The organism is Roseibium sp., from assembly GCF_025698965.1.
In the GTDB taxonomy this organism is placed as follows: domain Bacteria; phylum Pseudomonadota; class Alphaproteobacteria; order Rhizobiales; family Stappiaceae; genus Roseibium.
Window position 1 is genome coordinate 20,495 of the sequence record NZ_JAILWL010000002.1, and the last position, 24,005, is coordinate 44,499.

General features: G+C 55.5%; 19 protein-coding genes and 1 tRNA gene. 6 read left to right on the forward strand and 14 right to left on the reverse strand.

Going from position 1 to position 24,005, the window contains the following annotated elements:
- Positions 1-69: 69 nt before the first annotated feature.
- Positions 70-1,020 (forward strand): metallophosphoesterase, encoded by a 951-nt coding sequence (locus K5905_RS00365; RefSeq protein WP_297578828.1) that lies wholly within the window; start codon positions 70-72, stop codon positions 1,018-1,020.
- 93 nt (positions 1,021-1,113) lie between these two features.
- Here K5905_RS00365 and K5905_RS00370 read toward each other — a convergent pair whose 3' ends face one another.
- Positions 1,114-1,695, reverse strand: a complete 582-nt coding sequence (locus K5905_RS00370; RefSeq protein WP_297578830.1) for a hypothetical protein — start codon at positions 1,693-1,695, stop codon at positions 1,114-1,116.
- A 228-nt stretch (positions 1,696-1,923) separates the two neighbouring features.
- Between K5905_RS00370 and mtnA the strand changes: the two genes are divergently transcribed.
- Entirely contained in the window at positions 1,924-3,030 is a 1,107-nt protein-coding gene (gene mtnA, locus K5905_RS00375) for an S-methyl-5-thioribose-1-phosphate isomerase (protein WP_297578832.1), read from the forward strand.
- 25 nt (positions 3,031-3,055) lie between these two features.
- Here mtnA and K5905_RS00380 read toward each other — a convergent pair whose 3' ends face one another.
- Complete coding sequence (locus tag K5905_RS00380) at positions 3,056-3,667, reverse strand: GNAT family N-acetyltransferase (RefSeq protein ID WP_297578834.1); 612 nt, start codon at positions 3,665-3,667, stop codon at positions 3,056-3,058.
- A 143-nt stretch (positions 3,668-3,810) separates the two neighbouring features.
- Between K5905_RS00380 and K5905_RS00385 the strand changes: the two genes are divergently transcribed.
- On the forward strand, positions 3,811-4,086 hold the full coding sequence (locus K5905_RS00385) for a flagellar biosynthesis protein (RefSeq protein WP_297578837.1): 276 nt from the start codon (positions 3,811-3,813) through the stop codon (positions 4,084-4,086).
- A gap of 28 nt (positions 4,087-4,114) precedes the next feature.
- On the opposite strand, the gene flhA is transcribed toward K5905_RS00385, so the two are convergent.
- The 10 genes from flhA to K5905_RS00435 all read right to left on the reverse strand — a co-directional run bounded on the left by flhA (position 4,115) and on the right by K5905_RS00435 (position 17,375).
- A complete protein-coding gene (flhA, locus tag K5905_RS00390; protein WP_297578839.1) occupies positions 4,115-6,292 on the reverse strand; it encodes a flagellar biosynthesis protein FlhA in 2,178 nt (725 codons plus the stop codon).
- Between the two features lie 72 nt (positions 6,293-6,364).
- On the reverse strand, positions 6,365-7,717 hold the full coding sequence (locus K5905_RS00395) for a sigma-54 dependent transcriptional regulator (protein WP_297578842.1): 1,353 nt from the start codon (positions 7,715-7,717) through the stop codon (positions 6,365-6,367).
- Between the two features lie 12 nt (positions 7,718-7,729).
- Complete coding sequence (gene fliN / locus K5905_RS00400; protein ID WP_297578845.1) at positions 7,730-8,065, reverse strand: flagellar motor switch protein FliN; 336 nt, start codon at positions 8,063-8,065, stop codon at positions 7,730-7,732.
- Positions 8,062-8,793 (reverse strand): FliH/SctL family protein, encoded by a 732-nt coding sequence (locus K5905_RS00405; RefSeq protein WP_297578847.1) that lies wholly within the window; start codon positions 8,791-8,793, stop codon positions 8,062-8,064. The genes fliN and K5905_RS00405 overlap by 4 nt, the downstream gene beginning before the upstream one ends.
- Complete coding sequence (fliG, locus tag K5905_RS00410; RefSeq protein ID WP_297578849.1) at positions 8,793-9,839, reverse strand: flagellar motor switch protein FliG; 1,047 nt, start codon at positions 9,837-9,839, stop codon at positions 8,793-8,795. Before fliG ends, K5905_RS00405 begins: the two co-directional genes overlap by 1 nt.
- A 2-nt stretch (positions 9,840-9,841) precedes the next feature.
- On the reverse strand, positions 9,842-11,455 hold the full coding sequence (fliF, locus tag K5905_RS00415) for a flagellar basal-body MS-ring/collar protein FliF (RefSeq protein ID WP_297578852.1): 1,614 nt from the start codon (positions 11,453-11,455) through the stop codon (positions 9,842-9,844).
- A gap of 454 nt (positions 11,456-11,909) precedes the next feature.
- On the reverse strand, positions 11,910-12,185 hold the full coding sequence (locus K5905_RS00420) for a DUF1153 domain-containing protein (RefSeq protein WP_022998157.1): 276 nt from the start codon (positions 12,183-12,185) through the stop codon (positions 11,910-11,912).
- A gap of 442 nt (positions 12,186-12,627) precedes the next feature.
- Complete coding sequence (locus K5905_RS00425; RefSeq protein ID WP_297578855.1) at positions 12,628-13,284, reverse strand: flagellar hook capping FlgD N-terminal domain-containing protein; 657 nt, start codon at positions 13,282-13,284, stop codon at positions 12,628-12,630.
- 43 nt (positions 13,285-13,327) lie between these two features.
- Positions 13,328-15,448, reverse strand: a complete 2,121-nt coding sequence (locus tag K5905_RS00430; RefSeq protein WP_297578858.1) for a flagellar hook-length control protein FliK — start codon at positions 15,446-15,448, stop codon at positions 13,328-13,330.
- A gap of 262 nt (positions 15,449-15,710) precedes the next feature.
- Positions 15,711-17,375: a GNAT family N-acetyltransferase gene (locus tag K5905_RS00435; RefSeq protein ID WP_297578861.1), complete on the reverse strand. Its 1,665-nt coding sequence runs from the start codon at positions 17,373-17,375 to the stop codon at positions 15,711-15,713.
- A gap of 67 nt (positions 17,376-17,442) precedes the next feature.
- Here K5905_RS00435 and K5905_RS00440 point away from each other — a divergent pair, with 67 nt between their 5' ends.
- From K5905_RS00440 to K5905_RS00450, 3 genes are all read left to right on the forward strand, one after another.
- Positions 17,443-17,730: a hypothetical protein gene (locus K5905_RS00440; RefSeq protein ID WP_297578863.1), complete on the forward strand. Its 288-nt coding sequence runs from the start codon at positions 17,443-17,445 to the stop codon at positions 17,728-17,730.
- 94 nt (positions 17,731-17,824) lie between these two features.
- A complete protein-coding gene (mnmA, locus tag K5905_RS00445; protein WP_297578865.1) occupies positions 17,825-19,003 on the forward strand; it encodes a tRNA 2-thiouridine(34) synthase MnmA in 1,179 nt (392 codons plus the stop codon).
- 112 nt (positions 19,004-19,115) lie between these two features.
- A tRNA-Met gene (locus tag K5905_RS00450) sits at positions 19,116-19,192 on the forward strand.
- 622 nt (positions 19,193-19,814) lie between these two features.
- Here the strand turns inward: K5905_RS00450 and K5905_RS00455 are convergent.
- Positions 19,815-21,695 carry a hypothetical protein gene (locus tag K5905_RS00455; protein WP_297578867.1) on the reverse strand — a complete coding sequence of 627 codons (1,881 nt, stop codon included), beginning with the start codon at positions 21,693-21,695 and terminating at the stop codon, positions 19,815-19,817.
- A 437-nt stretch (positions 21,696-22,132) separates the two neighbouring features.
- Positions 22,133-24,005, reverse strand: a 1,873-nt coding sequence (locus K5905_RS00460; RefSeq protein WP_297578869.1) for a hypothetical protein, incomplete at its 5' end; no start/stop codon positions are given.

Here is a 24,005-nt window from a genome sequence, read left to right on the forward strand (position 1 = left end):
CTGTGTTCTGCCTTTAGAGCGCCGCGTTTTTTCTTGACGCGGCGCTTTTTGATTTGAAGATGCGCCCTTATGTTCACGCTCGCGCATCTTTCCGACCCGCATCTCGGCCCGTTGCCGGACCCCAAGCTTCTACAGCTCTTTTCAAAGCGTATTCTCGGCTACATGAACTGGCAGCGAAACCGCTCCAAGATCATGGGTGCAAACTATCTGGAGCAACTGGTCGACGACATGAAGGCCAAAGCACCAGACCACATCGCCGTCACCGGCGATCTGGTGAACATTGCACTGCCGCTTGAAATTACCGGTGCGCGTAACTGGTTGGAAGAGATTGGCGCCCCGGACCAGGTTTCGGTCGTTCCCGGAAATCATGACGCCTATGTTCCCGGCGCCGTGCGCAAAGCGCGCACCGCCTGGTGGCCGTATATGTGCGCAGACGACGCCAGCACCGAGCCGGCAAGGGACCAGCGCTCTGAAGCCACCTTTCCCTATGTCCGCAGGCGGGGAGACATTGCCTTGATCGGTGTCACCACCGGTCGCGCCAGTGCCCCCTGGTTTGCAACAGGACGCGTCGGCAGTGAACAGAGCAAACGATTGCGCGCAACCCTGGAAGAACTGGGCAAGGAAGGCCTCTTCCGGGTCGTCATGCTGCATCACCCACCTTTCAAGCATGCCACAAGATGGCACAAGCGTCTGTCGGATGCCTCAAGAGTTCGAACCGTGGTCAAGCGTGCCGGCGCGGAACTGATCCTGCATGGCCATACCCATATCGACAGTTTTGAAGTGATCGACGGACCGCATGGCCCGGTCCCGGTCGTCGGCGTTCCGTCGGCAACCAGCGCGCCCGGAGGCAAGCATCCGGCGGCCCGCTACAATCTGTTCAGGATCGAAAAAACAAATGACGGCTGGTCCTGCCGCATGGAAGAACACGGTTTCGAAGCCCCGAACACACCGGTGAAGCTAATGCGTGAACGCGACGTAGCGGTTCCGAACGGCCGCCTGTCAGCGCTGCCTGCAAGTTAGAATGTGCAATCGAAGATGGCTGGGGCCAACGATGCCGGGCGCTCAAGGCAAATCAGATCGTGACTGATCCGGCACGTATTTCGGGCTACGGTCTCAAAGCGGGTTGGCAAACCAGGCAAAGGCTATAAGACCCATGATGCCGGCTGCAATGCCAATCCCGAAGGCACCGGCAACCGCAAGCCACGGCGTCCGGCTTTCCTTGACCCGCACAACCTTGGAATCAAGCGCGACCTGACGCAGGCGGTTGTTGAGCCAATCACCCTCAAGAGCCTTTTCCCGCTCGATGACCCGTTCGGCGATATACTCGGTCAGACAGTCGGCCATGTCGTCGATATTGGCCGTTTCCAGAATGACCACACGTCCCAGCCGGGTATCCTTGAGGAAACGATAGGTACGGCGATCCCCGCCAACCGCGACGTGACTGGTGGCATCAATCCAAAGGCGCGGTGTCGATCCGGCAATGATCTGCAACGAGAACTGGTCGTCGTCTTCGGGGATCTCCTTGAAGACATCCTTCAGCTCGTCGGCAAGCATGTCGAGCCGCGCTCTTTCAGTGTCCTGCAGCTCCACCACCACATCCGACCGCTCAACTTCACCGAGCTGAACCTTGCGGATCGCATCCCGCAGGGATCGCATGCGCGTATGTGGAACAACGTTATCCTGCATTTCAGACATGAGGCGCCTGACTCCGTTTTTATGCCTTTGGTGAATCGAGTCTTAACTGACTCAGACCGGTACGAAACAACCTGAAGGCCGTTCCACCCCGCTATCCACTGGCAATGATCCAAACTTGGTTAATGAATCTTAAGAGATTTTTAACCCTGAAGCCAGTCAGCGGTGCTGGTTTGTGCCGCGCTCTTGGGGTATGCAATGACATATTGCGTCGCTCCAGGAGGTTCCACCATGAAAGTGGATGGCAAGAAATATCGCACGATCTGGCTCGCGAAAGACGGTGAAAGTGTCGAGATCATCGATCAGACCAAATTCCCCTATGCTTTTGAAATCACTAAACTTCACACGATGGAAGACGCGGCGCACGCAATTCGCGTCATGCAGGTTCGTGGCGCACCTCTGATCGGCGCGACAGCCGCTTATGGCGTCGCGCTGGCAATGCGCGCGGATTCATCCGACGACGCTCTGGACACTGCCTGCTCTGTGCTCCTGGAAACACGCCCAACTGCCATCAATCTGCACTGGGCGCTGGATCGAGCTCGCAAAAGCCTTATCCAGGTCGCGCCAGAATATCGCGCTGTGGCGGCTTTCACGCTTGCCAACGAGATCTGCGATGAGGACATTGCCATCAACATGGCGATCGGTATGCACGGCATGGAGTTGATCGCCGCTGTTGCACGCACCAAGCGTGAGGGCGAACCGGTCAACATTCTCACGCATTGCAATGCCGGTTGGCTGGCGACAGTCGATTGGGGCACGGCAACTGCCCCGATTTACATGTCCCATGAAGGCGGCATTCCGGTTCACGTCTGGGTAGACGAAACCCGCCCAAGAAACCAGGGAGCCTTCCTGACGGCCTGGGAACTTGGCCATCACGGTGTTCCGCATACGGTCATCGTTGACAATGCCGGTGGCCATCTGATGCAACACGGTGAAGTGGACATGGTCATCACCGGCACCGACCGCACGACGGCCACGGGCGATGTCTGCAACAAGATCGGCACTTATCTGAAGGCGCTCGCAGCCCGGGACAACAATGTGCCCTTCTATGTGGCCTTGCCCTCCCCGACCATCGACTTTTCGCTCTCTGACGGCATCCGGGAGATCCCGATCGAGGAACGCAGCGGTGAGGAAGTCAGCCACATGACCGGTCGTTCCAGAAGCGGGGCCATCGAGACCATCAGCATCGTCGCCGATGGTTCCGAAGTCGCCAACCCGGCATTCGACGTTACCCCGGCTCGGCTGGTTTCAGGCCTGATCACCGAGCGTGGCGTGCTCTCTGCAAACCGGCAGGCGATTGCGGAAGCGTTTCCTGAAAGAGTGAAGCTCAGCGCTTAAAGCTGCGCTGAACACACGAAACGCGTTATCCAATCAGAGGAACATGTAACGCCTTGTCTACGGGGTACACGCCGGCGAGCCGCGGATCGTCGGTCACCTCGATTGCCCGTTTGTAGGGCTGGAAGCCACAGGACATGTAAAATTTCATTGCCTGGGGACTGTCGCCGGTACAGGTATGCAACCAAAGCCGTTTGGTTTCAGTACGCGACCAGGCGATCTCAAGTGCCTGTGCCATCAGCCAGCGGCCGACGCCGCCGCCGATTGCCCCGGGCGTCAGACCGAAATAGGCAAGTTCGGGTTCGGCGGGATCGGAAAAATCAAGCTCCAGCGTACCCACCGCCTCGCCGTTGATGACCGGTCGGTAATTTTCCCGTGTCGGTTCGCTCAGCAGTTTCGCAAGATCAGTTTCTTCAAGCGTCAAGCGACTGAACCAGATCCAGTCCTCCCCGACCTCCCGGAACAGTTTTTTGTAGTCTGCTGGCTCCGGCGCCCGCCAACGCTCAAGCATGATGTCATCTCGTGGCGGCGCGAGCGGTGAAGAAGGGCCCTCCAGCATTTCCAGATAAGTGACGACAAACGCAATCTTGCCGTCAGGAACATCCGTATAGCCATTCATATCAAGCATTTGCCCGCTCATGATATCTCCAACCTGTTGTCAGCAATCAGGCCATATCAGGACAGAGCGACGACACCAAGTGCCCGAATTGCGTATTGCGATCTGTTAACCGGTTATTAACCACGCCTTGAGAGGCTGGAACCGTATCCAGGAAAGATGCATTCATGCCTAAAGTCGGAAATTACGTCCAGAAGGACTATCACAATCGGTTTCGCTCGCAGCGCAAATCGACATGGTCCGACTATAACAAAAGCTGGAGCACGCGCCGTTCCAACGCGCTGGAAAAATCCAAGCAGCTGCGAACAATCGCCAACAACTTCAGCACGATCAACGCTCAAGCCGCGCAGGCAACAACTCTCTTTTCGATGCAGAACCAGAATGTCAGCGGCCCTTACGCCAATCCGACAGCGGTCATGTCGCGCGTCAGTGTTCTGGTTTGAATGCGATAGAGCGCTCTACAGCAAGACGTCAGATTGAACCGATGGTTTTCAGCTTGATGCGCGGGTGCACTTCGCCCTGGCTCATGATGGTCGTGTGCGCGCGGAAACGCTCGACAATCGAACGGACAAACGGCCTGGTCTGCGGAGACGTCAGCAGCACCGGTACCTCACCCTGCTGGGCAGCCTCTTCAAATGCATCCCGGACCTTGCCGACGAACTCCTGCAGCTTGCTCGGTTGCATGGCAAGCTGGCGGTCATCCCCCTCTCCCACAATGGACTCAAGGAAGGCCTGTTCCCAACGCGGCGACAGGGCGATCAACGGCAGATAGCCGCCCGGTGCGAGATTGGCCGCGCAGATCTGACGCCCGAGCCGTGTACGCACATGCTCTGCAATCGTGTCGGTATTGCGCGTCATGCCGGTTGCCTCCGACACACCTTCCAGGATCGTGCCGAGATCTCGGATAGAAATGCGTTCGTTGAGCAGCGCCTGCAGGACGCGCTGAAGGCCGGATACGGTGATTTGTGAAGGAACGAGATCCTCGACCAACTTTGCCTGCTCGCCTTGCAGCTCTTTCAGAAGTTTCTGGACATCGCCATAGGTCAGCAATTCGCTGATGTTGCCCTTGATGGTCTCGGTCAGATGCGTGGAAAGAACTGTCGCAGGATCGACAACAGTATAACCGCGCAGCGACGCATCTTCGCGATACTGGGCCTCAACCCAAGTTGCCGGCAGTCCGAATGTCGGTTCGGTGGTATGGGTTCCCGGCAGTTTCACCTGACCGCCAGCCGGATCCATGACCATATAGTGGTTCGGGTAAAGAATGCCGCGACCGGCTTCCACTTCCTTGACCTTGATGACGTAGTCGTTGGCTCCAAGCTGAATGTTATCCAGGATACGCACGGGCGGCATGATAACCCCCATATCTCCGGCGACCTGACGGCGCAGCGCCTTGATCTGCTCGGTCAGAACATCGCCATCTCCTTGCGCCTTGCCGTTGATCAGCGGCAGCAAGGCATAGCCAAGTTCGATCCTGAGTTCGTCCATCTTGAGCGCGTCGGTGATCGGTGGCTCGGGTGGTGGCTTGGGTGCGGCTTCGACGGCCTTTTTCTCGGCAACCTCCGCCGCTACCCTCTTCTTCTTCGCACCAACCTGATAGGCTAGATAGCCGGCCAGACCGGCAAGGCTGAAAAACGGTATCATCGGCATTCCCGGCAGAAGGGCCAGAACCACCATGACGGCGGCCGACATGCCGAGCGCCTTCGGATATCCAGTGAACTGGCTCGTCAACGCCTTGTCGGCTGCACCATGCACGCCGGCTTTCGACACCAGAAGACCTGCCGCGGTCGAGACAATCAGTGCCGGGATCTGGGAGACCAGGCCATCGCCGATGGTCAGCAGCGTGTAATTGTTGGCGGCTTCGGAAAAGCTCAGATCCATCTGGGCGACACCGATGAAAATACCGCCGAGAATGTTGATGAAGGTGATCAGCAGGCCTGCAATCGCGTCACCACGGACGAATTTCGAGGCACCGTCCATGGCACCGAAAAACGAACTTTCATCCTCCAGCGCCTTGCGTCGGGATTTGGCTTCCGCTTCATCGATGAGACCCGCTGAAAGGTCTGCATCGATCGCCATCTGCTTGCCAGGCATCGCGTCCAGTGTAAAACGCGCTGCGACTTCTGCGATACGGCCGGAACCCTTGGTGATGACGACGAAGTTCACGATCACCAGGATCGCGAACACGATGATCCCGATAACGAAATTTCCGCCCATGACGAGATTGCCAAAGGACTGAATGACGTTTCCCGCAGCCGCTGTTCCCTCATGTCCATTGGCGAGGATCAGGCGCGTGGACGCAATGTTCAAACCAAGGCGCAACATGGTCGCGATCAGAAGAACGGTTGGAAACGAGGAAAATTCCAGGGGCTTTTGAATGAAGAGACCGGTCATCAGGATCAAGACCGAAAAAATGATCGAGACCGCCAGAAACATGTCCAGCATCACCGGCGGCATCGGCAGGATCAGGAGTGTCAGGATAACGAGAATGCCTGTCGCAAGGCCGATGTCGCCTTTGCGCAGGGTATCGACCAAATCCTGAAGACTTGGAAGAGCGGACGCGACGGCGCCAGGCTGCTCTGCCAGCGCCTGCTGCTCCCCAGTGGGAGCCGGTGCTTTATCTTGTCCGCCTGCTGTCGTGTCCGACATTCCCTGGTCCGGTCTCCTATTGGCGCCTTATTTTCCAGAGTTCAGGCGCCAGCCCCTTGTCAATTCTTACGTTCAGATCCGTGCTTCGCCCGGTCCCGGAACGCTAATCCCATCATCGGTATACTGATTCAGTTTGTTGCGCAGCGTACGGATCGAGATACCCAGAATTTTTGCAGCATGCGTTCGATTGCCAAGGCAATGATCCAGCGTATCGAGAATCAGATCCCGTTCCACATCAGCCACTGTCCGGCCAACAAACGACCTTGCAACAGCTTCCGCAGTCTGGGCGGCCTTTTCAGCCGGCCCTCTGGAAACCGTCAACGGCGTGCCATCCGGCATTCGGATCGCATCAACCCCGATCTCCATGCCCGAGGCCAGAAGGATGGCCCGGTGGATGGTGTTCTCCAGCTCGCGGACATTGCCCGGCCAGGGATTGGCCATAAGTGCCTGACGTGCCTCCACGGACAGGGGGCGGACGGGAACACCATTGGCTTCTGAATAATGCGTGATGAAAAACTGCGCGAGTTCCATGATATCCGCCGGGCGTTCACGCAGCGACGGCAATTTCAAGTTCACCACATTCAGGCGGAAGAGAAGATCTTCCCGAAATTGCCCTTCGCGCACACTTTCCGCCAGATCGCGGTTGGACGTCGCAAGGATACGAATATTCACCGGTACAGGTCGGGTTCCGCCGACACGGTCGATCACACGCTCCTGAATGGCACGCAGCAATTTGGCCTGCAGTCGCACGTCCATTTCGGAAATCTCGTCGAGCAGCAACGTTCCGCCATCCGCCTCTTCGAATTTGCCGATCCTGCGGGCAACCGCACCTGTGAATGCGCCCTTCTCATGCCCGAACAGTTCCGATTCCAGCAGTTGCTCCGGAATCGCAGCACAGTTGATCGAGATGAACGGCTTTGAAGCCCGGTTGGAACACTTGTGAACATGACGGGCGATCACTTCCTTACCCGTGCCGGACTCGCCGGTAATCAGCACCGAGGCTTCTGACGGCGCAACCTGCTCCGCCAGCCTGACGACCGACGCCATGGCTTCGTCGCGGTAAATCAGGTCGCCGCGCTCCTGTGCAACCGCTGCAATCACGGCCGCGATCATCTCCGGATCGGGCGGCAGCGGAATATATTCCTTGGCTCCAGCACGGATAGCGGAAACGGCTGCCTGGGCGTCAGTCTCCACACCGCACGCAACCACAGGAACATGCACACGCTCATTTTGGAGCTTGGCAATGAGCCCGGCGATATCGAGATGGACTTCGACCATCATCAGATCCGCCCCGCGGCCCGAGCGAAGCACTTTCAAGGCTCCTTCGATATCTTCCGCATGGGTGACTTGTGCCCCACCTTGCATCGCGATTTTCGATGCCGTCGATAGCTGGCCGCCCAGGGTTCCGACAATTAACAGGCGCATTCGTTAGCCTTCCTATCGGTCAGTCTTGATAATTTCGGTCATGGTCACCCCGAGCTTGTCCTCCACAAGGACAACTTCTCCACGGGCCACAAGCCGGTCGTTCACATAGATGTCGATGGCTTCACCAACCTTCCGGTCGAGTTCCAGTACGGTGCCGGAAGCCAGTTTCAAAAGATCAGAGACATGCATTTTGGAATGTCCGAGTACGGCCGAAATCCGAACCGGTACATCGAACACGGCTTCCAGATCGGCCGCAGACTGCGGCGCCTGTATATCCTCGTCTTCAAGACTGCGCTGGGGAACTTCCAGCTCGTCCAGCGGGATGTTTGTGTCTTGTTCGTCGCTCATACGTCAGTATCCTTTTTCGCCGACGTGTCGGACGTTTTAGCTTTTTTGGCCGTGCCACGAGCGCGCAAATAGGCTTTGATGTTCGTATCGATTTCGCCCTCGAGCGCTCTCCGGTCACGCTTGATCCCGCCATCGGCCCATTCGATGTGGCAGTCCCCACGATCGATTTCAGGCTCCCCCAGGATCACGAGACGGCCTTCGAAGCCTTTTTCGTGCACGATCGGGTCCACCTGTGCCTTCAGAGCATCGACATCCCGTTCCGCGATACGGATCACAAGATGCGGAGCTTTACGCAGCGGTCCGAGACATTCTGACACCAAAGCCACCGTCTCCGCCAGCGGTTGACGTGCGATCAGATGGCCGCAAAGGCGTCTAGCCACAAGAAATGCGAGGCTGATGGCATCCTGTTCCCTGCCGGCCTGCTCTTCATCCAAAGTCTGAACAACCTGCAACACAGCATCAACGAGACGATCCACTTCAGCCGTCAGCAATGTTTCCTGCTTGGTCTGCAGATCCTGCAGCGCCTTGACCCTGCCCTCTTCAAAGGCTTGCGCTCTGGCGTCCGCCAAAAGTTTTTCGTGATCCGCAACGGCGATCATCGGGATCTCCGGTTCAAGCGGTGCAACCACTTCCGGCTCCTCCGGCTCGGAAAAGTCGACATTGAAGAGAAATTTGGATGGGTTTGTCATGCTGCCCATGCTGTTGTAGATACCTGCCGTCTGCCGCATCAGTAGATAATTTCATCCTCGCCCTTGGACTTGGAGATCATGATCTCGCCCTTGGCTGCCAGGTCCTTGGCCTTGTTCACCATGCTCGTTTGAGCCTCATCGACATCCCGCAAGCGCACTGGTCCCAGGGCATCCATATCGTCTTCCAGCAACTTGGCCGCGCGGGAGGACATGTTGCCGAAGAAGAACTCCCGGGCGGTGTCGGTCGACCCTTTCAGAGCAATCGCAAGCTGGTCCTTTTCGACATGGCGCAACAGCGTCTGACAGCTGGCCGCGTCCAGCTTCAACAAATCGTCGAAGGTGAACATCAGCGTTTTGATCCGGTCCGCTGCCTCGCGGTTGTCTTCTTCAAGAGCCGCCAGGAAACGCGCTTCGGTCTGTCGATCGAAATTGTTGAAGATGTCGGCCATCATCTCGTGGCTGTCCCGACGAGAGGTGTTGGTCAGGTTCGACATGAACTCGACCCTGAGTGTCTGCTCCACCTTTTCCAGGACTTCCTTCTGGACTGCATCCATGCGCAGCATCCGGCTTACCACCTCAAGGGCGAGCTCTTCCGGCAGGATACCGAGAACACGGGCAGCATGATCGGAATTGATCTTGGACAACACCACGGCGACGGTTTGCGGGTATTCGTTCTTCAGGTAATTGGCGAGCACGTTTTCCTGAACGTTGGAAAGCTTCTCCCACATGTTGCGGCCCGCAGGTCCGCGGATTTCTTCCATGATGATGGAAACTTTGTCGCCAGGCAGAAAACTGGTGAGCAGACGCTCGGTTGCGTCCACGTTGCCCGTCAAGGCTCCGTTGGAGCTGACGCGCCGGACAAAATCCTTGAAGAGGTCTTCAAGCATATTGGGTGTAACCGGACCGAGATTGGCCATGGCGGCTGACACCTGGCGAACTTCAATCTCGTCCAGCTTCTGCCAGATCGGGGCACCGTGAGACTCTCCCAGCGCAAGCAGGAGGACCGCAGCGCGTTCGGCACCCTTGAGCTCCCGATCCTCTTCGTCGGCACTGACCTTGAGTTGTTTTTGAAGTTGGTCACTCATTGTCAGGCCGCCTGGTCATCCAGCCAACCGCGGACGATCGTCACCGCCTCTGTCGGATGGTCTTTGATCATGTCACCCACTTTCGCGATCGAACTCGCCTGCATTGCACCTTCCTGCTTGGCCTGCTCAAGCCACTCGATCACGAACTCTTCTTCATGACTTTCTTCCTGGGGAACTTCCGTCTCAACGACCAGCGTTCCGTCCGGCCCGATCATCAGTTCCTGCGGCTGCTTTTCTTCCGGTGTCACGATACGGCGCAGAAGCGGACGGACAACGAACAACAGCAGGAGAAGCGCAATCAGGAACAAAACACCCAGCTCGGCAAACCGGACGATGTCGTCGCGCGTGAATTCGAACAACCCGTCGCCTTCGGTCAGCAGCTCATCCTGCGGGGGCAGTGCGAACTGCAGATTGACGACTTCAACGACGTCGCCGCGCCCCTGATCGAAGCCGACAGCGGAACGCACGAGAACGGCGATCCGGTCAAGCGTTTCCTGTGTGCGGGGCGTGTAAATCGCATCTCCGTCCTCGTTTGGCTCGTAAGTACCGTCAACAAGCACCGCCACGGACAGACGCTTGACCTGACCTGCTTCAACAACCTGCGTTCTGGTGGAACGGGAAATTTCGTAATTGACGACTTCCTCGGTCAGCGAAGCCGTATCCAGCCCCCCATCTCCACCTTGCCCTGCCGCATTCGGCAACTGGTTGCCGACGGTGACTTGCGCATTGCGGCTGGCAGCTGAAGAAGCTTCTTCCTTGGTTTGTGTGGAGCGCACAACCTGACCATCCGGATCGAAGGTTTCGGTCGTTTCCGTCAGCCGGTTATAGTCAACTTCGGCGTTGACGCGCACGCGCGCCCGTCCTGGACCGACAACGGAATTCAGAATCTCTTCAACCTGGTTTCGCAAACGCCCTTCAACTTCCACGGTGCGTTCCTGCAGCGAAGCGGAAACGAGCCCCTCTTCATCGCCGTTGGCACCTGATGCCAGCAGACGACCGCTTTCATCGACGATCGACACCCGGTCCGGGTCAAGACCATCAACCGCCGTGGCTACAAGGTGCTGAACAGCACGAATTTCTCCCGGGCCCAGTGCGCCCCGGACGTTCAGGACAATGGATGCGGAAGGAGGCCTGCGGTCCCGCTGGAACAATTGGCGTTCAGGGATAACCAGATGAACCCGAGCGCCCCGGATACGATCAAGCGACCCGATTGTCCGCGATAGTTCGCCTTCCATGGCACGCATATGATTGACGTTCTGAACAAAACTGGTTGCACCAAGCGTATCGGAACGATCGAAAATCTCGTAACCGATGGACCCCCCGGTTGGCAGACCTTCAGCCGCAAGCTGCATTCTCAAACGGGCAACCTGATCTTTCGACACCAAAATGGTGGAGCCCTGACGGGCCAATTCGAACTGGACACCCTGGCTTTCGAGCTGCGTAACGATTGCTGCGGAATCTTCAAGCGTCAGTTCGTTGTAAAGCGTCGTCATTTGCGGGGCGGTTACCCGAAAGATGATGAACGCGAACACGCCAACCAATATTGCGGCAACCGCGCCCATGGCGGCAACACGTGCTGGTCCAAGTGTTTTAATAAATTCAATAAGTCCGTTCACGAATGCCCGCCCGCATCTGAAACATGTTCAAGCCGTTATTATTGGAGTCGGCTCGACATGCCATGCCCTTGATCGGCAAAATTTGCCGCCTTCAAGGTTAACAACTCGTTAACAGGCATTAACCAATATGAGCGCAACCGCGGATTTCAGCGATTTTGCCTTATGCAATATGCAACTGAGGTGGGGAAAAACTGCCTACCTCATTAACTTTTGGATAAGTTTACCGCTGACCGGAAAGCCTTTGCGCCAAGAATTTGCCGTGATTTGATCGCAATTCACATTAGAGAATGTGGCTAACTTTCTGATGCCACCACCTCTTTCGGGCCTTCACGACACGAAGCCGGCCGATGCTTCACACGGTTGGCAAAACGTTTTTCAGCACAAACAAAAAAGGCCGGCTTAGCCGACCTCTTTCATGCCCTAACGGATGCTGTAAAAACCAGTAGCTGGTCAATCAGTTCCGGTACTGCTGAACACGAGTTGCCCTCAACCCGGCAAGGCCGTGTTTTTCAATCGAGCTTTGCCAGGAGAGAAACTCCTCAACCGTCAGAGTATACCTCTGACAGGCCTCCTCAAGGGACAGTAACCCCCCGCGGACTGCGGCGACCACCTCTGCCTTACGACGGATCACCCACCGCTTTGTCGATGTCGGCGGCAGATCCGCTATTGTAAGCGGACTACCATCCGGCCCGATGACGTATTTAACACGCGAACGAATATGTTCGGTCATTGTACTCTCACACTAACCATGACCAAGGTTGAATTGAGACTACAGGACGACACTTAACAAACGACTAAAGCAAAGTTGTGTTTTTATTAACTATAAAATCTAAATTTAGTGAATGATATTTAGGATTATACAAAGAAAACAACTAAAATTATTAACCGCAATATATGAATTTGTTAACCATAAAAAGCATGTGATGCATTTTGCGAGGCAGAACGGAGATATCGTGTAAATTACGAATGGAACACGGGCCGGCACACTCGAAATAATTGAGCCGTCGCACGATCATCTCGGCATTTTCAGAAGAATTTTCAATAAGAAGGCACAAAATAAAGCCAAACACGTCCGGCAAAAGCACCAAACGCAGCAAAGCAAGCCAGTAATCCGAACCACTAGAGCAGATCCTCACACCCTCGCGGTCCACCTTATGAGGATATGACCTGCTTCAGCTCGGACGTGAGACGGCAATAACGGACGACACCGGAATTTCCTGATTGCCAACCTTCAAAATCGCCTCGGACTTTGACATATCAACGCTTTCGACAATACCGGTAAGCTCTGTGCGCACTGTTTCGGCACGACTGTTGGCATCCTTCACGTCGAACGAGATTGTGTAAAGTCCGTCCGGGGCTTCACCGCCGGAATCGGTTTGACCGTTCCAGTTGAATGTTCCACTCCCCGCCTCGAGTTCCACATCACCGCTATAGACAACAGCCCCGCTCGAATTCCGGACTTCAACTGTTCCGGTTGCCGCCTCGCTGACGTCGTAGTTCCAGGTCGCCTGCCCTCCGGACAATGTTGTCGTTGAGGCGTCTGCCGTAACTTCATTTCCGATGTAACTGACAAAGCTCAGACTTTGGCTGCTTGCCAACGAGGCAATGATGCTCTCAAGATTCCGGTTCTGCTGGATCGATTGCTCAACATTCGAATATTGCACCAGCTGACTGGTGTATTCGCCAGAATCCATCGGATCGAGCGGATCCTGGTTCTGGATCTGCGTTGTCAGGATGCTCAGGAACAAGTCGTAGTTTGCCATCAGGCCGGCTTGGCCAGTGCTGCTGTTTGTCGTCGTGGTACCCGTGCTTGAGGAAACCGTCGTCATTGTATCAACTCCCGAACCGACATCTGCCTAGAGCGCATCAGTTTCATATTTTCACATCCAAGCCACCGCGTTGAGCAGCAAGCGTCAAACGAACAATTTCTTCCTCATGCGGATCGGAACCCGCCCCTTCAGAGCCATCTCGCTCATCAGATTGACCACCGAATTGGTCGGACTGCCCGTCACCAGAGGCGAACTCCCGTCCACCGTCCTGCTTCAGCGAAAACTGAAGATTGCCGGAATCCGTATTGAGGCCGGCAGCCTCAAGCGCTCTCTCAAGTCCGCGCTGGTCACGCAGGAACATGTCGAGGGTCTCCGGTCGCTCCACGATCAGATGAGCCTGAACACTGCCATCAGCACCCACCTTCATGTTCACTTCGACGCGACCCAGTTCCGGCGGATCAAATCTCATCTGAAACTTGGTCTGGCCATTTTTGAGATTGCGTGCAATTTCAGCGGCCACTTGCGTCGAAACGTGACCGGACTGCGCCTGGTTCGGCGTTTGCAGACTTTCCGTCCGCATCGCTCCGGTCAGGTCTCCACCGCGAACCGTTGCCGAAGCTTCACCAGTAAAACTGACGTCTGTCAGTGTCACGTCCCCATCCTCGGTCATGACCTGCGACGTCAGTATTGCGGCGGCGGCAATCGGAGGATTTCCAGTCATTGATGGATTGGCAGCCGCCGCCCTTTCACCCGGACGTCCTGCCAGCGCCTCCAGACGCTCGTTTCCACCTGCAGTTTTATCCTTGCCACCGATACGAGGCTCGTCACCACCGACTGCAACCTGCTTGCCAGACCCGACAACTTCCTGAGGCTTGGCCTCAAGCGGCGCATCAACCGATGCAGCTTCAGCGGCAGGGCTTCCCTCAACAACCGCTCCCTGAAAAGCAGATTGCGATGCGTGTTGAGAAGTGTTCTGAGACCGCACACCAGCGGCAGCAGCGACTGTTGGAGCGCCTTGCTGCTGCTTCGCATCCCTGCCCTGATCCGAAACAGTCGTTTGTGCGTCTTTCACGGCCGGATTGTCACCCGCACCGGAAGCTTTCCGAAGCAATTCAGAAACGGCTCCATCGGTTGGCTCGCCATCTTGACCCGGAACAGGTTGCTCCGGCACGGAGACGTGGTTTTTTCCATCATTTGCCTGCGGAACCACAATTGCATCGTCACTAGGCACACCCAAGATGCCAGGAGCATTCTTTGCGATTTGTGCAGCAGGATCAGTAGCAACTCCAGTGCGACCAGCGGACGCCCGAAGTTCTTGCGGCAACTCACTTTGCCAACGGCGCTCAACTGCCCCGGTGATCGGCTCCAAGGCAGACAAGGGCGCTTTGCTCTGCAATGATACGGCTTCGATGCCACCCAACCCCAGCCTTTCTCCCGAAGACCTGTTCGCGACGCCGGCAGCTTCGTCCTGAAGAGGACTGCGAACCAAAACCTGCCTGGCTTCGGAAGGCTCGTCGCTGCCAACAACGGTTTTGGCAGCTTTTGCATCACCTGCCTCAATCTTGCCGACACCAACCTGAGAACCCGCAGCACCCTCATCGGCTGCAACAGGGCCCAGCGACACTGATGCCGGTTGAGCTTGTGCTCCGTTAAGCTTTGGCGGCGCGCCATCTGCGGCCGCAAGCGCCGTCTCGCTTTCAGGTTTGTTTCCAGCACCCAGCGGCGGCTGTGCCTGCGCGCCCTGTGCTGACGATCGCGGTGGGCCTGGCAATTGATCGGCAACACCCTCACCTTGCGTCGGCGACGCCCGATCCAAAGGGGGCAAGCCGGAAGTTTTTTGCGTCAGCTGTTCTGAGCCGAGATCCTTCCAGGACCACTCTTCTCCAGCTGTCCTCACTTTTGTTTCGGCTTGCGGAGGAAAAGCACCGGGAACCTCATCCCCAGTGCTTCCGGTCAATGCATCGACATCACCCTCACCACCAGCCTCAGGCAGATTGTCTGCCGAGAGTTCTTCGACAAACAGTCCCGCGCCGTTTTCAAAAGCATCGAAGCCAGGCGTTCCCTCGCCAGGTAAACTCTGAGCTTGTGCGAATGCGGACAACTCTTGTGCAAATCCGGTCGGCTGCTTGCCACCAGCTACAACCTGACCTGCATTTTGCAAACCACCTGTTCCGGCTGCCAAGGCCCCAGCAGAAACATCGGTCATCAATCCAAATGGCAGCAATTTCGCCCCCGATCCCTTCACCGCCCACGCGGACGCATTTCGTCCCACAGGACAAAGCAAGCATCGGGCCAGTTTTTATCAACTGATTAAGATGTTGAATTTAATGACTTTACCGCAGATACAGCACAATCTTTCGAAACGAGGAGGCGGCAAGCTTTGCCGACACGGCAATGCGTGCCTGCCGCATCTGCTGTGTTCCCATGAATGTGGATCCGCTTGGTCCGGTTTGCAGGAGTGCCGCCCTGACATGGTCTGCGAGGGACTATTTCTCGGAAGGCTTCAGCACCACATTTACATCGCCAGTCTCGCCCGGAACCACAAAGGGCGTCTGACCAGGCGCTGCAATGGATTGAACCAGCGGATGCGTGAAGACCAGGCCAGGCTTCAAGACGCTCAGCAGCTTCGTTGCTTCAACTGCAACCGTCCGCTCCGCTTCGTTACGCGGCGGCAAGCGCATGATAGCCTGAAGCACGTCGACGGCTTCACTTGGCCGGTCCATTTCCGCCAGACACTTCGCAAGGCCGAAATGTGCTGAAATCAGCTTGGGGTCGATCGCGAGCACCTTTCGATATGCACCGCAGGCGGCCTCGGCGCCGGACGACCTTTGATAAACCTGAGCCAGGCGCAACCACGCCTTTAAATTTGCCGGCTGCAGGGCGGTCAGCGTCTCGAACAACTGCGCCGCCTCCGCATCTTCTTGCCTGGCTGCGAGCAGCTGGGCCAAGCCGTAAAGCGCACCAGCATGCCTTGGCGCGGTTTCCAGGATCTGCCGGTATCCGATTTCAGCTTCATCCCGATAGCGCTTCTTGTGAAGCAACAGCACCTGCTTGAATACCAGAGGAACGGTCCGGGCAGCGAGCCTCCCTCCCAGATTGACCCCGCTTTTGGTTGAGACCGTGATCCGTTCGATAGCGCGCTCCTGGCATCCGAAGGAATATTTGTACGGTTCGTTGCCGCGCAGGAAATCGTAAGTGCGAAAGCCCGTTTCAATAGCATGCCGAATGCTGTGTGCGTGAAGGAGCAGCCCGCTCGGAATTTCGTTAAATGAGGGATCGCGACCGGAAATCATGAACAGCACTGCCTTCTTCTCATGGTCGAGAAAGCTGCCCAGTACTCCATGCGGCTGGTCCCCCTTCCACAGGACCGGCATATACAAATGACCGAGTTCAAAACCGCTGCGCAGAAGAATGCGGTTGTTGGAGAGGATCTTCTTAAGATATTCGCCCTTGCGTGATGCCCATTGTGCCTCCCAGAATTTCAACAGAGTTTCGATGTCACGGTCTATGCTGTCAGCATCCGCATGTGTGATGCGATAGTCGTCGCCCGCATCGACCTTGCGCAAAAGCCGGCGCAACTTCTGGCGCGAGTTGGCGCTGAGTTTTTCCGCCAGATATGCGTCAAAACTGTCCGGCAAATCGACATAGGGACAAATCAGGTTATTGACATTGTCTTTCTTGTTGACTGACGGAAGGGACTTGAAACCAAAGGTCTTCTTGGGAAACTCACCAAGAAACAACCCTTTGCGCTTCTCCGACATTCGCAGGTAGTCAAGATTGAGAAACGCCCAAGCCATGGTTTTGAGATGTCTTGCAAAGGCGGGAATTGCCTCGTCTTCAAACTCAGGCAGACACAAAAGACCGGTGTAATCGGCCGCATAATTACCGGCCATGATAAAACCGTTGACGAAAATACCGGACTTCTTGCGCCGCTTCAGCTTTACCCGCAAAGGCAAAAAGGCGACCGGCTGGCTTGTCTCCTCAGGGGCAGCCGTCAACACGACCCAGTCCTCATCTGACCGGCTCAGAAAGTCGGTAAGCCACCACCAGGAAAGATAGAACTGGCTTTCCGGGTCTCGCTGGTAAACATCACACCAGACGTTTTTATACGCCTGCAGCTGATCCATGGTTTCGACAAGGCCAACTTTCATTACAGCGCCTCAACCAATAAAACACACTATCCAAATCTAAATTCTTATTTACCTTACGGAAATTCTAATGACTTTCTTCCATTTTAACAAGACAACGCGGCCAGCATGCTTAATGGATCAAGCCCGAAACCCATCCGCCCGCACCATGCGTAACGCCTTTGAAATTGCGATCCTGAACCTCATATCCACGGATGAAAAATCAGGGAACCGGTTTGGCATTACTCGCGATCTGCTTGTCCGGGCGGTCAAACGAATCCTTCGGAAGGAAGCAATTGGCATTGCATATTCTTGTCTGTATAGTGCCGCCAACTTTGAAAAGGCCTCGATTGGTGCGCCTGAACCCGAGTTCGCATGATCTTGCCGGACCATCGACTTGAGGACAGAAGCGCGAGAACGCTGGAGTGTTCCCCCTGCACCGATCAGCCAGAAGACTTCTGGAAGTGAATTAAATGCGAAACAGTCTGGATCTGCCCGGCCGGCCGGAAGATACACGTGTCGTTGTTGCCATGTCCGGCGGTGTCGACAGCTCGGTCGTTGCGGCGATGATGCACGCCGAAGGCTATGACGTCATCGGCGTCACGCTGCAGCTTTATGACCACGGTGCAGCAGTTGCCAAGGCCAAGTCGTGCTGCGCCGGCGTCGACATTCATGATGCTCGGCGCGCGGCGGAAAAAATCGGCATTCCTCATTACGTGCTGGATTATGAAAGCCGCTTCAAGGAGCAGGTGATGGACCGGTTCGCTGACAGTTACATTGCCGGCGAAACACCGATCCCGTGCGTTTCATGCAATCAGACGGTCAAGTTCACCGACCTTCTGAAAACCGCCAGGGATCTGGGCGCGGACGCCTTGGCGACCGGCCACTATGTCCGTTCCGCACAGCAGGGCAACAAGCGCGCACTCTATCGCCCGACGGATCTGGACCGGGACCAGAGCTATTTCCTGTTTGCCACGACCCAGGAACAGCTGGATTTCGTCCGTTTTCCCCTAGGCGGCATGCCCAAGGCGAAAGTGCGTGAACTGGCCGCCGAGTTCGGCTTGTCGGTTGCCAACAAGCCTGACAGTCAGGACATCTGCTTTGTGCCCAATGGTGACTACGCGGAAGTGATCCGCAAGCTGCGCCCCAACGCAATCGAACCGGGAGACATCGTCCACATGGACGGCCGTATTCTGGGCAAGCATGACGGCATCATCCATTTCACGATCGGTCAGCGCCGCGGCATCGGTGTTGCAACGGGCGAACCGCTTTACGTCGTCCGCCTTGACCCGGAAACCCGGCGCGTTGTGGTCGGCCCGCGCGAGGCACTGGCAACCCGAACCATTTTGTTGAGGGAAATGAACTGGGTCGGCGACCAGCCACTCGACGAGGGTGATGAAATTGAGGTCTTTGCCAAGGTTCGCTCCACCCGGCCGCCGGCACCGGCAACACTCCGGGTGCTGAACGGCAAAGCCTTTGTCGACCTTGCCAATGGTGAAACCGGCGTTGCTCCGGGACAGGCCTGTGTCTTCTTTGACAGCGACGATGAAACCGCCCGGGTTCTGGGCGGTGGATGGATCCACAAGACCGAGCGCACAGGCACTTGGGCAATCGATTTTCCACAGGCGGAAACCCCGGTTTCAGCGGCCTGAGGACAACCAAAAAAGAATGCGGGCAGGCGCACATTCAACGCTTGACGCCTGCCCGCAGCCTCACTATAAGCACCCCACGTCGCGCGGGCGCCTCTGCCCGGATCGCGCAGATGGCGGAGTAGCTCAGGTGGTTAGAGCAGCGGAATCATAATCCGCGTGTCGGGGGTTCGAGTCCCTCCTCCGCTACCAAATTTTACCAAATAAATTCAACAACTTAACAGAAAGAAGCGGCAGTTCTTTTGCATTTTTTTGTTGCATCTTCTCACAACCAATTTCCGCAGAATTCCGCCAATTTCAAACTACACACGGCAAGTCCATGCAACATAGATGCGACATGAAATGCAGAGAGCGCTTTGGTGCACAATCTCCTCTGGCATTTCATCTGTGCTCTGTAAACGAACCTACGGCTTCGTACGGCGCCCCCCTCAAGCGACAGCTGCCTTGATCGCAATGGAATCCAACCCGACACTTGCTCGAAATGTTATTCTCTTCGGCATTCGACATGCAATCGCCGATCAATTTGGCGGACATGATAACGCTGAGAAAGTCTCTTTCCTCATGACAAGGTAACTGTCATCCGATTGATCCGTTATCTGGGCTGGCTTGAAGCCCACATTGCAGGATGCTGCGCGGCACGCACGTGTCGGTTTCGGCCATCTGCGCCAATATAACAGCATATTGTTTCATAAGACCCGACGTGCAAAGCGTTCTGGAACCCAGTGCACTACTCCAACTGTTGAGGCGTTTAGTTCCGACGTTCTTTTTCGGCAACCATCAGTCGAAACGTTCCCAAAACGCCTCTAAAGTTGAGCTACTCCTTTCGGATGGTCGCGACTGGGTCCATCTTCGACAGGAAAGACAAAGCGTCATTGATTTGAACCTTGTCGCTGATTGCCTCTTCAACAACCTCGACGAGCCGATCCAGTGCTGGTGCACGGCGAGCAACGCGCAGAATGCTTTGCAGCATGTCCCAAGCGCCCAGAAATGTTGTCAAGGGCAACCCTGTACCTGCTGACACCAAGGGCGCCGAGAGATCCAGTACATCGCGGCGGTCGAGCCATTTGCGTTTGCCTAGCTTGTCCTCATACAGCTCTCGCTCCAGACGATCGAGTTCCTGACGTCGTTCTTCTTCTGGCAGTTCAGCCAGCCGCGTTATCAGGCTCCTGCCTTTTCTTCGCAACGAGGTTTGGCTGGTATAGGCAAGCACATCGTCAACTGTGGCAGCGGGATGAAAAGTCATGAGCGGAAGAGGAGGCAGAAGGGTTGCGGATTCTTTCCGCTTGCGACGTTCGTTCGTTGCCCATCGAGCAGAGATGCCTCTTCGGAAGTGGCGGAAGAAGTTCAGCCTGTCGCCGATTATGCGCATCGGCTCGTGCCATGTTGTGACGTAGTTCGGACTGTTAGGCGGAATAAACGTTGCGTCCAGCATTCGGGCGATCTCAACCTGTGTGCCAAAGGTCATGGCTTCCAACCGACCATCTTTGCCAGTTATGCGATGCAGACTATCGCCGAAGTGCCGTCCCTGTCCAAATCCCTGAATACCGAGCAAACCTTGGCTCATCGTGTAGGGAAAACTGTTGCGGCGAGCCATGCGAGGATAGAACAACCACGCAGCTACTTCTTTGTCTGAGATGTTCAGCTCTGCGACCAACCGCTTAATGACCAACTGCAGATCGCTACGCAGCGCGGGATCGGAAAACAGAAACCAATCGTCCATTTCAACGATATTGGAGATGTAGAAGGCAGCAGACTTTCGCCTGCTAAGAACACCTCGCAGGTTTAGGGCTTGAGCTCTACTCAGGAAATCGACATCGTATCGCTCCTCCGGATGAGATAGTAATAGCCGAACTCGATCTGCTTCAATCATTTGCAGAAGGCCAGTTTGGTCTATGGTCTGTGTTTCCCAAAATCTGTCGCCGGCCGAGCCGTCTGTGATGGGCGGTGTCATGTAGATCGTGTCGAAAGCGAGCAGAAGTTGGCGCAGATCGACTGTTGGCCATATGCTGGCATCGACGTAACAAGCCATGTCAGCATCGTCAGTGAAGCCGAAAGCACGTGGAGACAACCGGCCTTCGTAAAGCGTCTCGACTTCGTCGAACCACCAAGCCTCGTCTTTCGCTACGAACTCAGGAACTTGGCAGCGCAGTTTGGCTGGCTTGAAAAGGTTTCCCTCTGCTTGTCTCTCATCTATTTGTGATTCCAACGGTTGTGGATTCACGAGGCGTGGCGTCATGCCTTTTGTGTTTGGCTCAAGCACCACCTTGATTTCGTCCCACAGACCGTCTGGCAGTGGCGCCTCGAAAGCGTAGTCGAGGGAGCCATTCCCGTCTGGCCCAGCTGACGCCAGCAGCGGTGCATCGGGGAACTTTCCGGCCAGCAGAACTTGTGTATCAGCGACCGTAAGCGGGGTGCCCGCAAAACCGGTCGACCAGTTTTTGTCAGAAATAGACGCAATGCGGATCGCATTTTCTGGACGCTCGTCGACCATTGTTACGAAGTCTGCGGCTTGGGCATATCGGTGTTCGAAGTCCCGCTTGATATCACTCAGGTTTGCCTGTTTTGGGGAAACGTAGATCTGATGATGGGCCGGGTCGATCTCCCACACCTCGGTGTCGATATGTGGATTCTCCGCACGCCAGTTCGCCTCAGAACGTCTCACAGACTCACGTTGATTGTATTCCCACCTGCTCATGTTCACACCACTCCTCCCATCGTGAAGTAGGAGGTAAGTCTTCTGCTGAAAATTGCAATCAGTGTGATTTACTACCAAACAGCGCATCGATCCGACTAAGCGCTCGGGTTGCGACAACCAAGCGACTATGGTCATCATGAATGACAACTTGCTGATCAGTCACAGATTCCACATTGCCGAACAGAGCTAACTTATGAATGCGGACAATCAGGGGAGCAGGTCAAAAGACATCCGTTCGGTGCTTTTTCGGGCGGGAAGTCTTCCTTTTTGCATGAGCACTCAGCTAATCACTCATTGGGAGTGATGCTTGGCGTAGTCGACAATGTCAATTTGTTGGAATGAACTAGCTGCGGCGGAGCTGGACTTGAGGCTCTTTTTGCATTTGGAAGAGATGCAGTTTCATTCGACCTATGCCGATCCGCTAAACTGGATCTCCTTTATCGAATGCACTTTATGCGGTCTTGCAGAGCAAGTGCTTCAGGAACACCTTTTGCAACCAAAGATGCGACAATCTCAATCACCGCCTGCCGTGCCTCGGGATTCTTTGACAGAGCTTGTGTATCCGAAGTCAAAGTTTCTACGGCAAGCGCGACTAACGCATCGCCGGTGCCCTCGCGATACCAGTAACCGGAGCGGCTGGCCCCATTTAGCATAGTACTAAGCCAACGGAGACCATCAAATCGCAACGGGGCTCCAAAATCTGTCATTAGAAAATGACAGAATCGTCTGACAGATTCTTCGTCACTATCTAAATGGGTTTCAGCCCAGCGTTGGTAGAGATCCTTGAGCCGCAAAGCTGCGCCTGGCCTGAGTGTCGCGAGAATACTTTCGTTTCCGAAACCAAGCAAATCGCAAATCAAACGTTCACCGTAGAACCAGAGGCCTGGTTGTGACCAGTCCGCCGCGAGTCCGTACTCCGCCATCTCACGTAGAAGTGGCTCGAACGCTGAGGGGTCATCGACGTCGCTGAGACGCAGAAAACAGGTAGAAATGAAGTATTGCAATGCGGCGTGAGCAGCTGGTCCATGCCTCAGAACAGACTTCCAAATTGTCTTTTGTTCCCTTTCAGGTGCTGCGACCAGCAATACAGCAAGCTTCGAGAGAGTTCCGTAACCGAGACGCTGGCTCGGAAGGTCGTATTCACCGTACTTCTCTTTCGAATGCGCCTTTCCCCGGGTTGCTTCGTAATCCCAGAGCCGCAGCGCGAGGTCAGCGCGCAGAGACCAATCGTCAGTTCCAATGCTGTCTATGAGCCAACTGAACAAGGCGCCTAGAAAATGGGTGTCTAAGGAAAAGCATTTATCGCGTTTCGGCTTTCCTCGCCATGCATCTTGCCCGGTTTCATAGTGGCGCATACGACGCTGGTAATCCAACCGACCGCAACCCTGAGCGACGCGTTCTAGGTTGAGATCGTCTGGTGTAGCGTCCTTATTTCGTAAGGGAAAACGGCGGAGCCGTGCAAGCCAAATTTTCCAAGCATCTTCAACTTCTTCACCATCGAACTGGTGTCGCGCCAAGCGTATCAAACCTGACCAGAGGACCCCAGCACGAAGCAGCCGCCACCATGCTGATCCAAGTCGTTCGCGATTTTCGTGGGCGATTCTTACGACAGTCGCCGCCACATTTTCATCACCACTCGTCAAGAGCCGAAGGACATCGCCCTCCCACTCTTGTGAAGCCTCATTGTTCTTGAGCCAGAGATGCATGACAGCATAGGCTGCAAACTGAATCTCGCTGTGCGACTTTCCGATACGGTAATCGCGAATCCTATCTTCAGTCGATGGAATCCCTGAAAGGGTCTCTCGTAGGATTGCCAGCACTTGGATTTGCGCCTCGGGATTTTTTGATAGCCATTGCTCGCCGAGAGAAATGAGCGTGGCCGCTGCTGCAATTCTACATTCTGATTTCGCAGCATCGTTATCGTGCGTACCCGCTTCGAACTCCTGGATAAAGCTAGAAAGATACTCAGCTTCCTCATTGTTGAGTCTTTGCCCTCCTTGCAGTCTCTTCTCGCAACGGTATGGCAAATACAGGTAATCTGTTGGCTCTGCATTTTCGCTTTGCCACGACTGGATTTCTAGATTGAGCTCTTCCGGATAGACTAAATTTAGACTTTCATCACCGGTCTCAGGATCCGTCATGACTTGATAATTGTCACGGTTCAAAGTGGCAAAGAGCAGTTTGAACTCCAAAGCTTCCTTGGTGTCTTCAGGAAGCTTCCAAGTAGGTATCAATAATTGGAGTCCGTTGGCAAAAACATCGTCTGTTTTGAGAAGTTCGACAGCGGCATCAACTAGCGTTTTTTTGCGA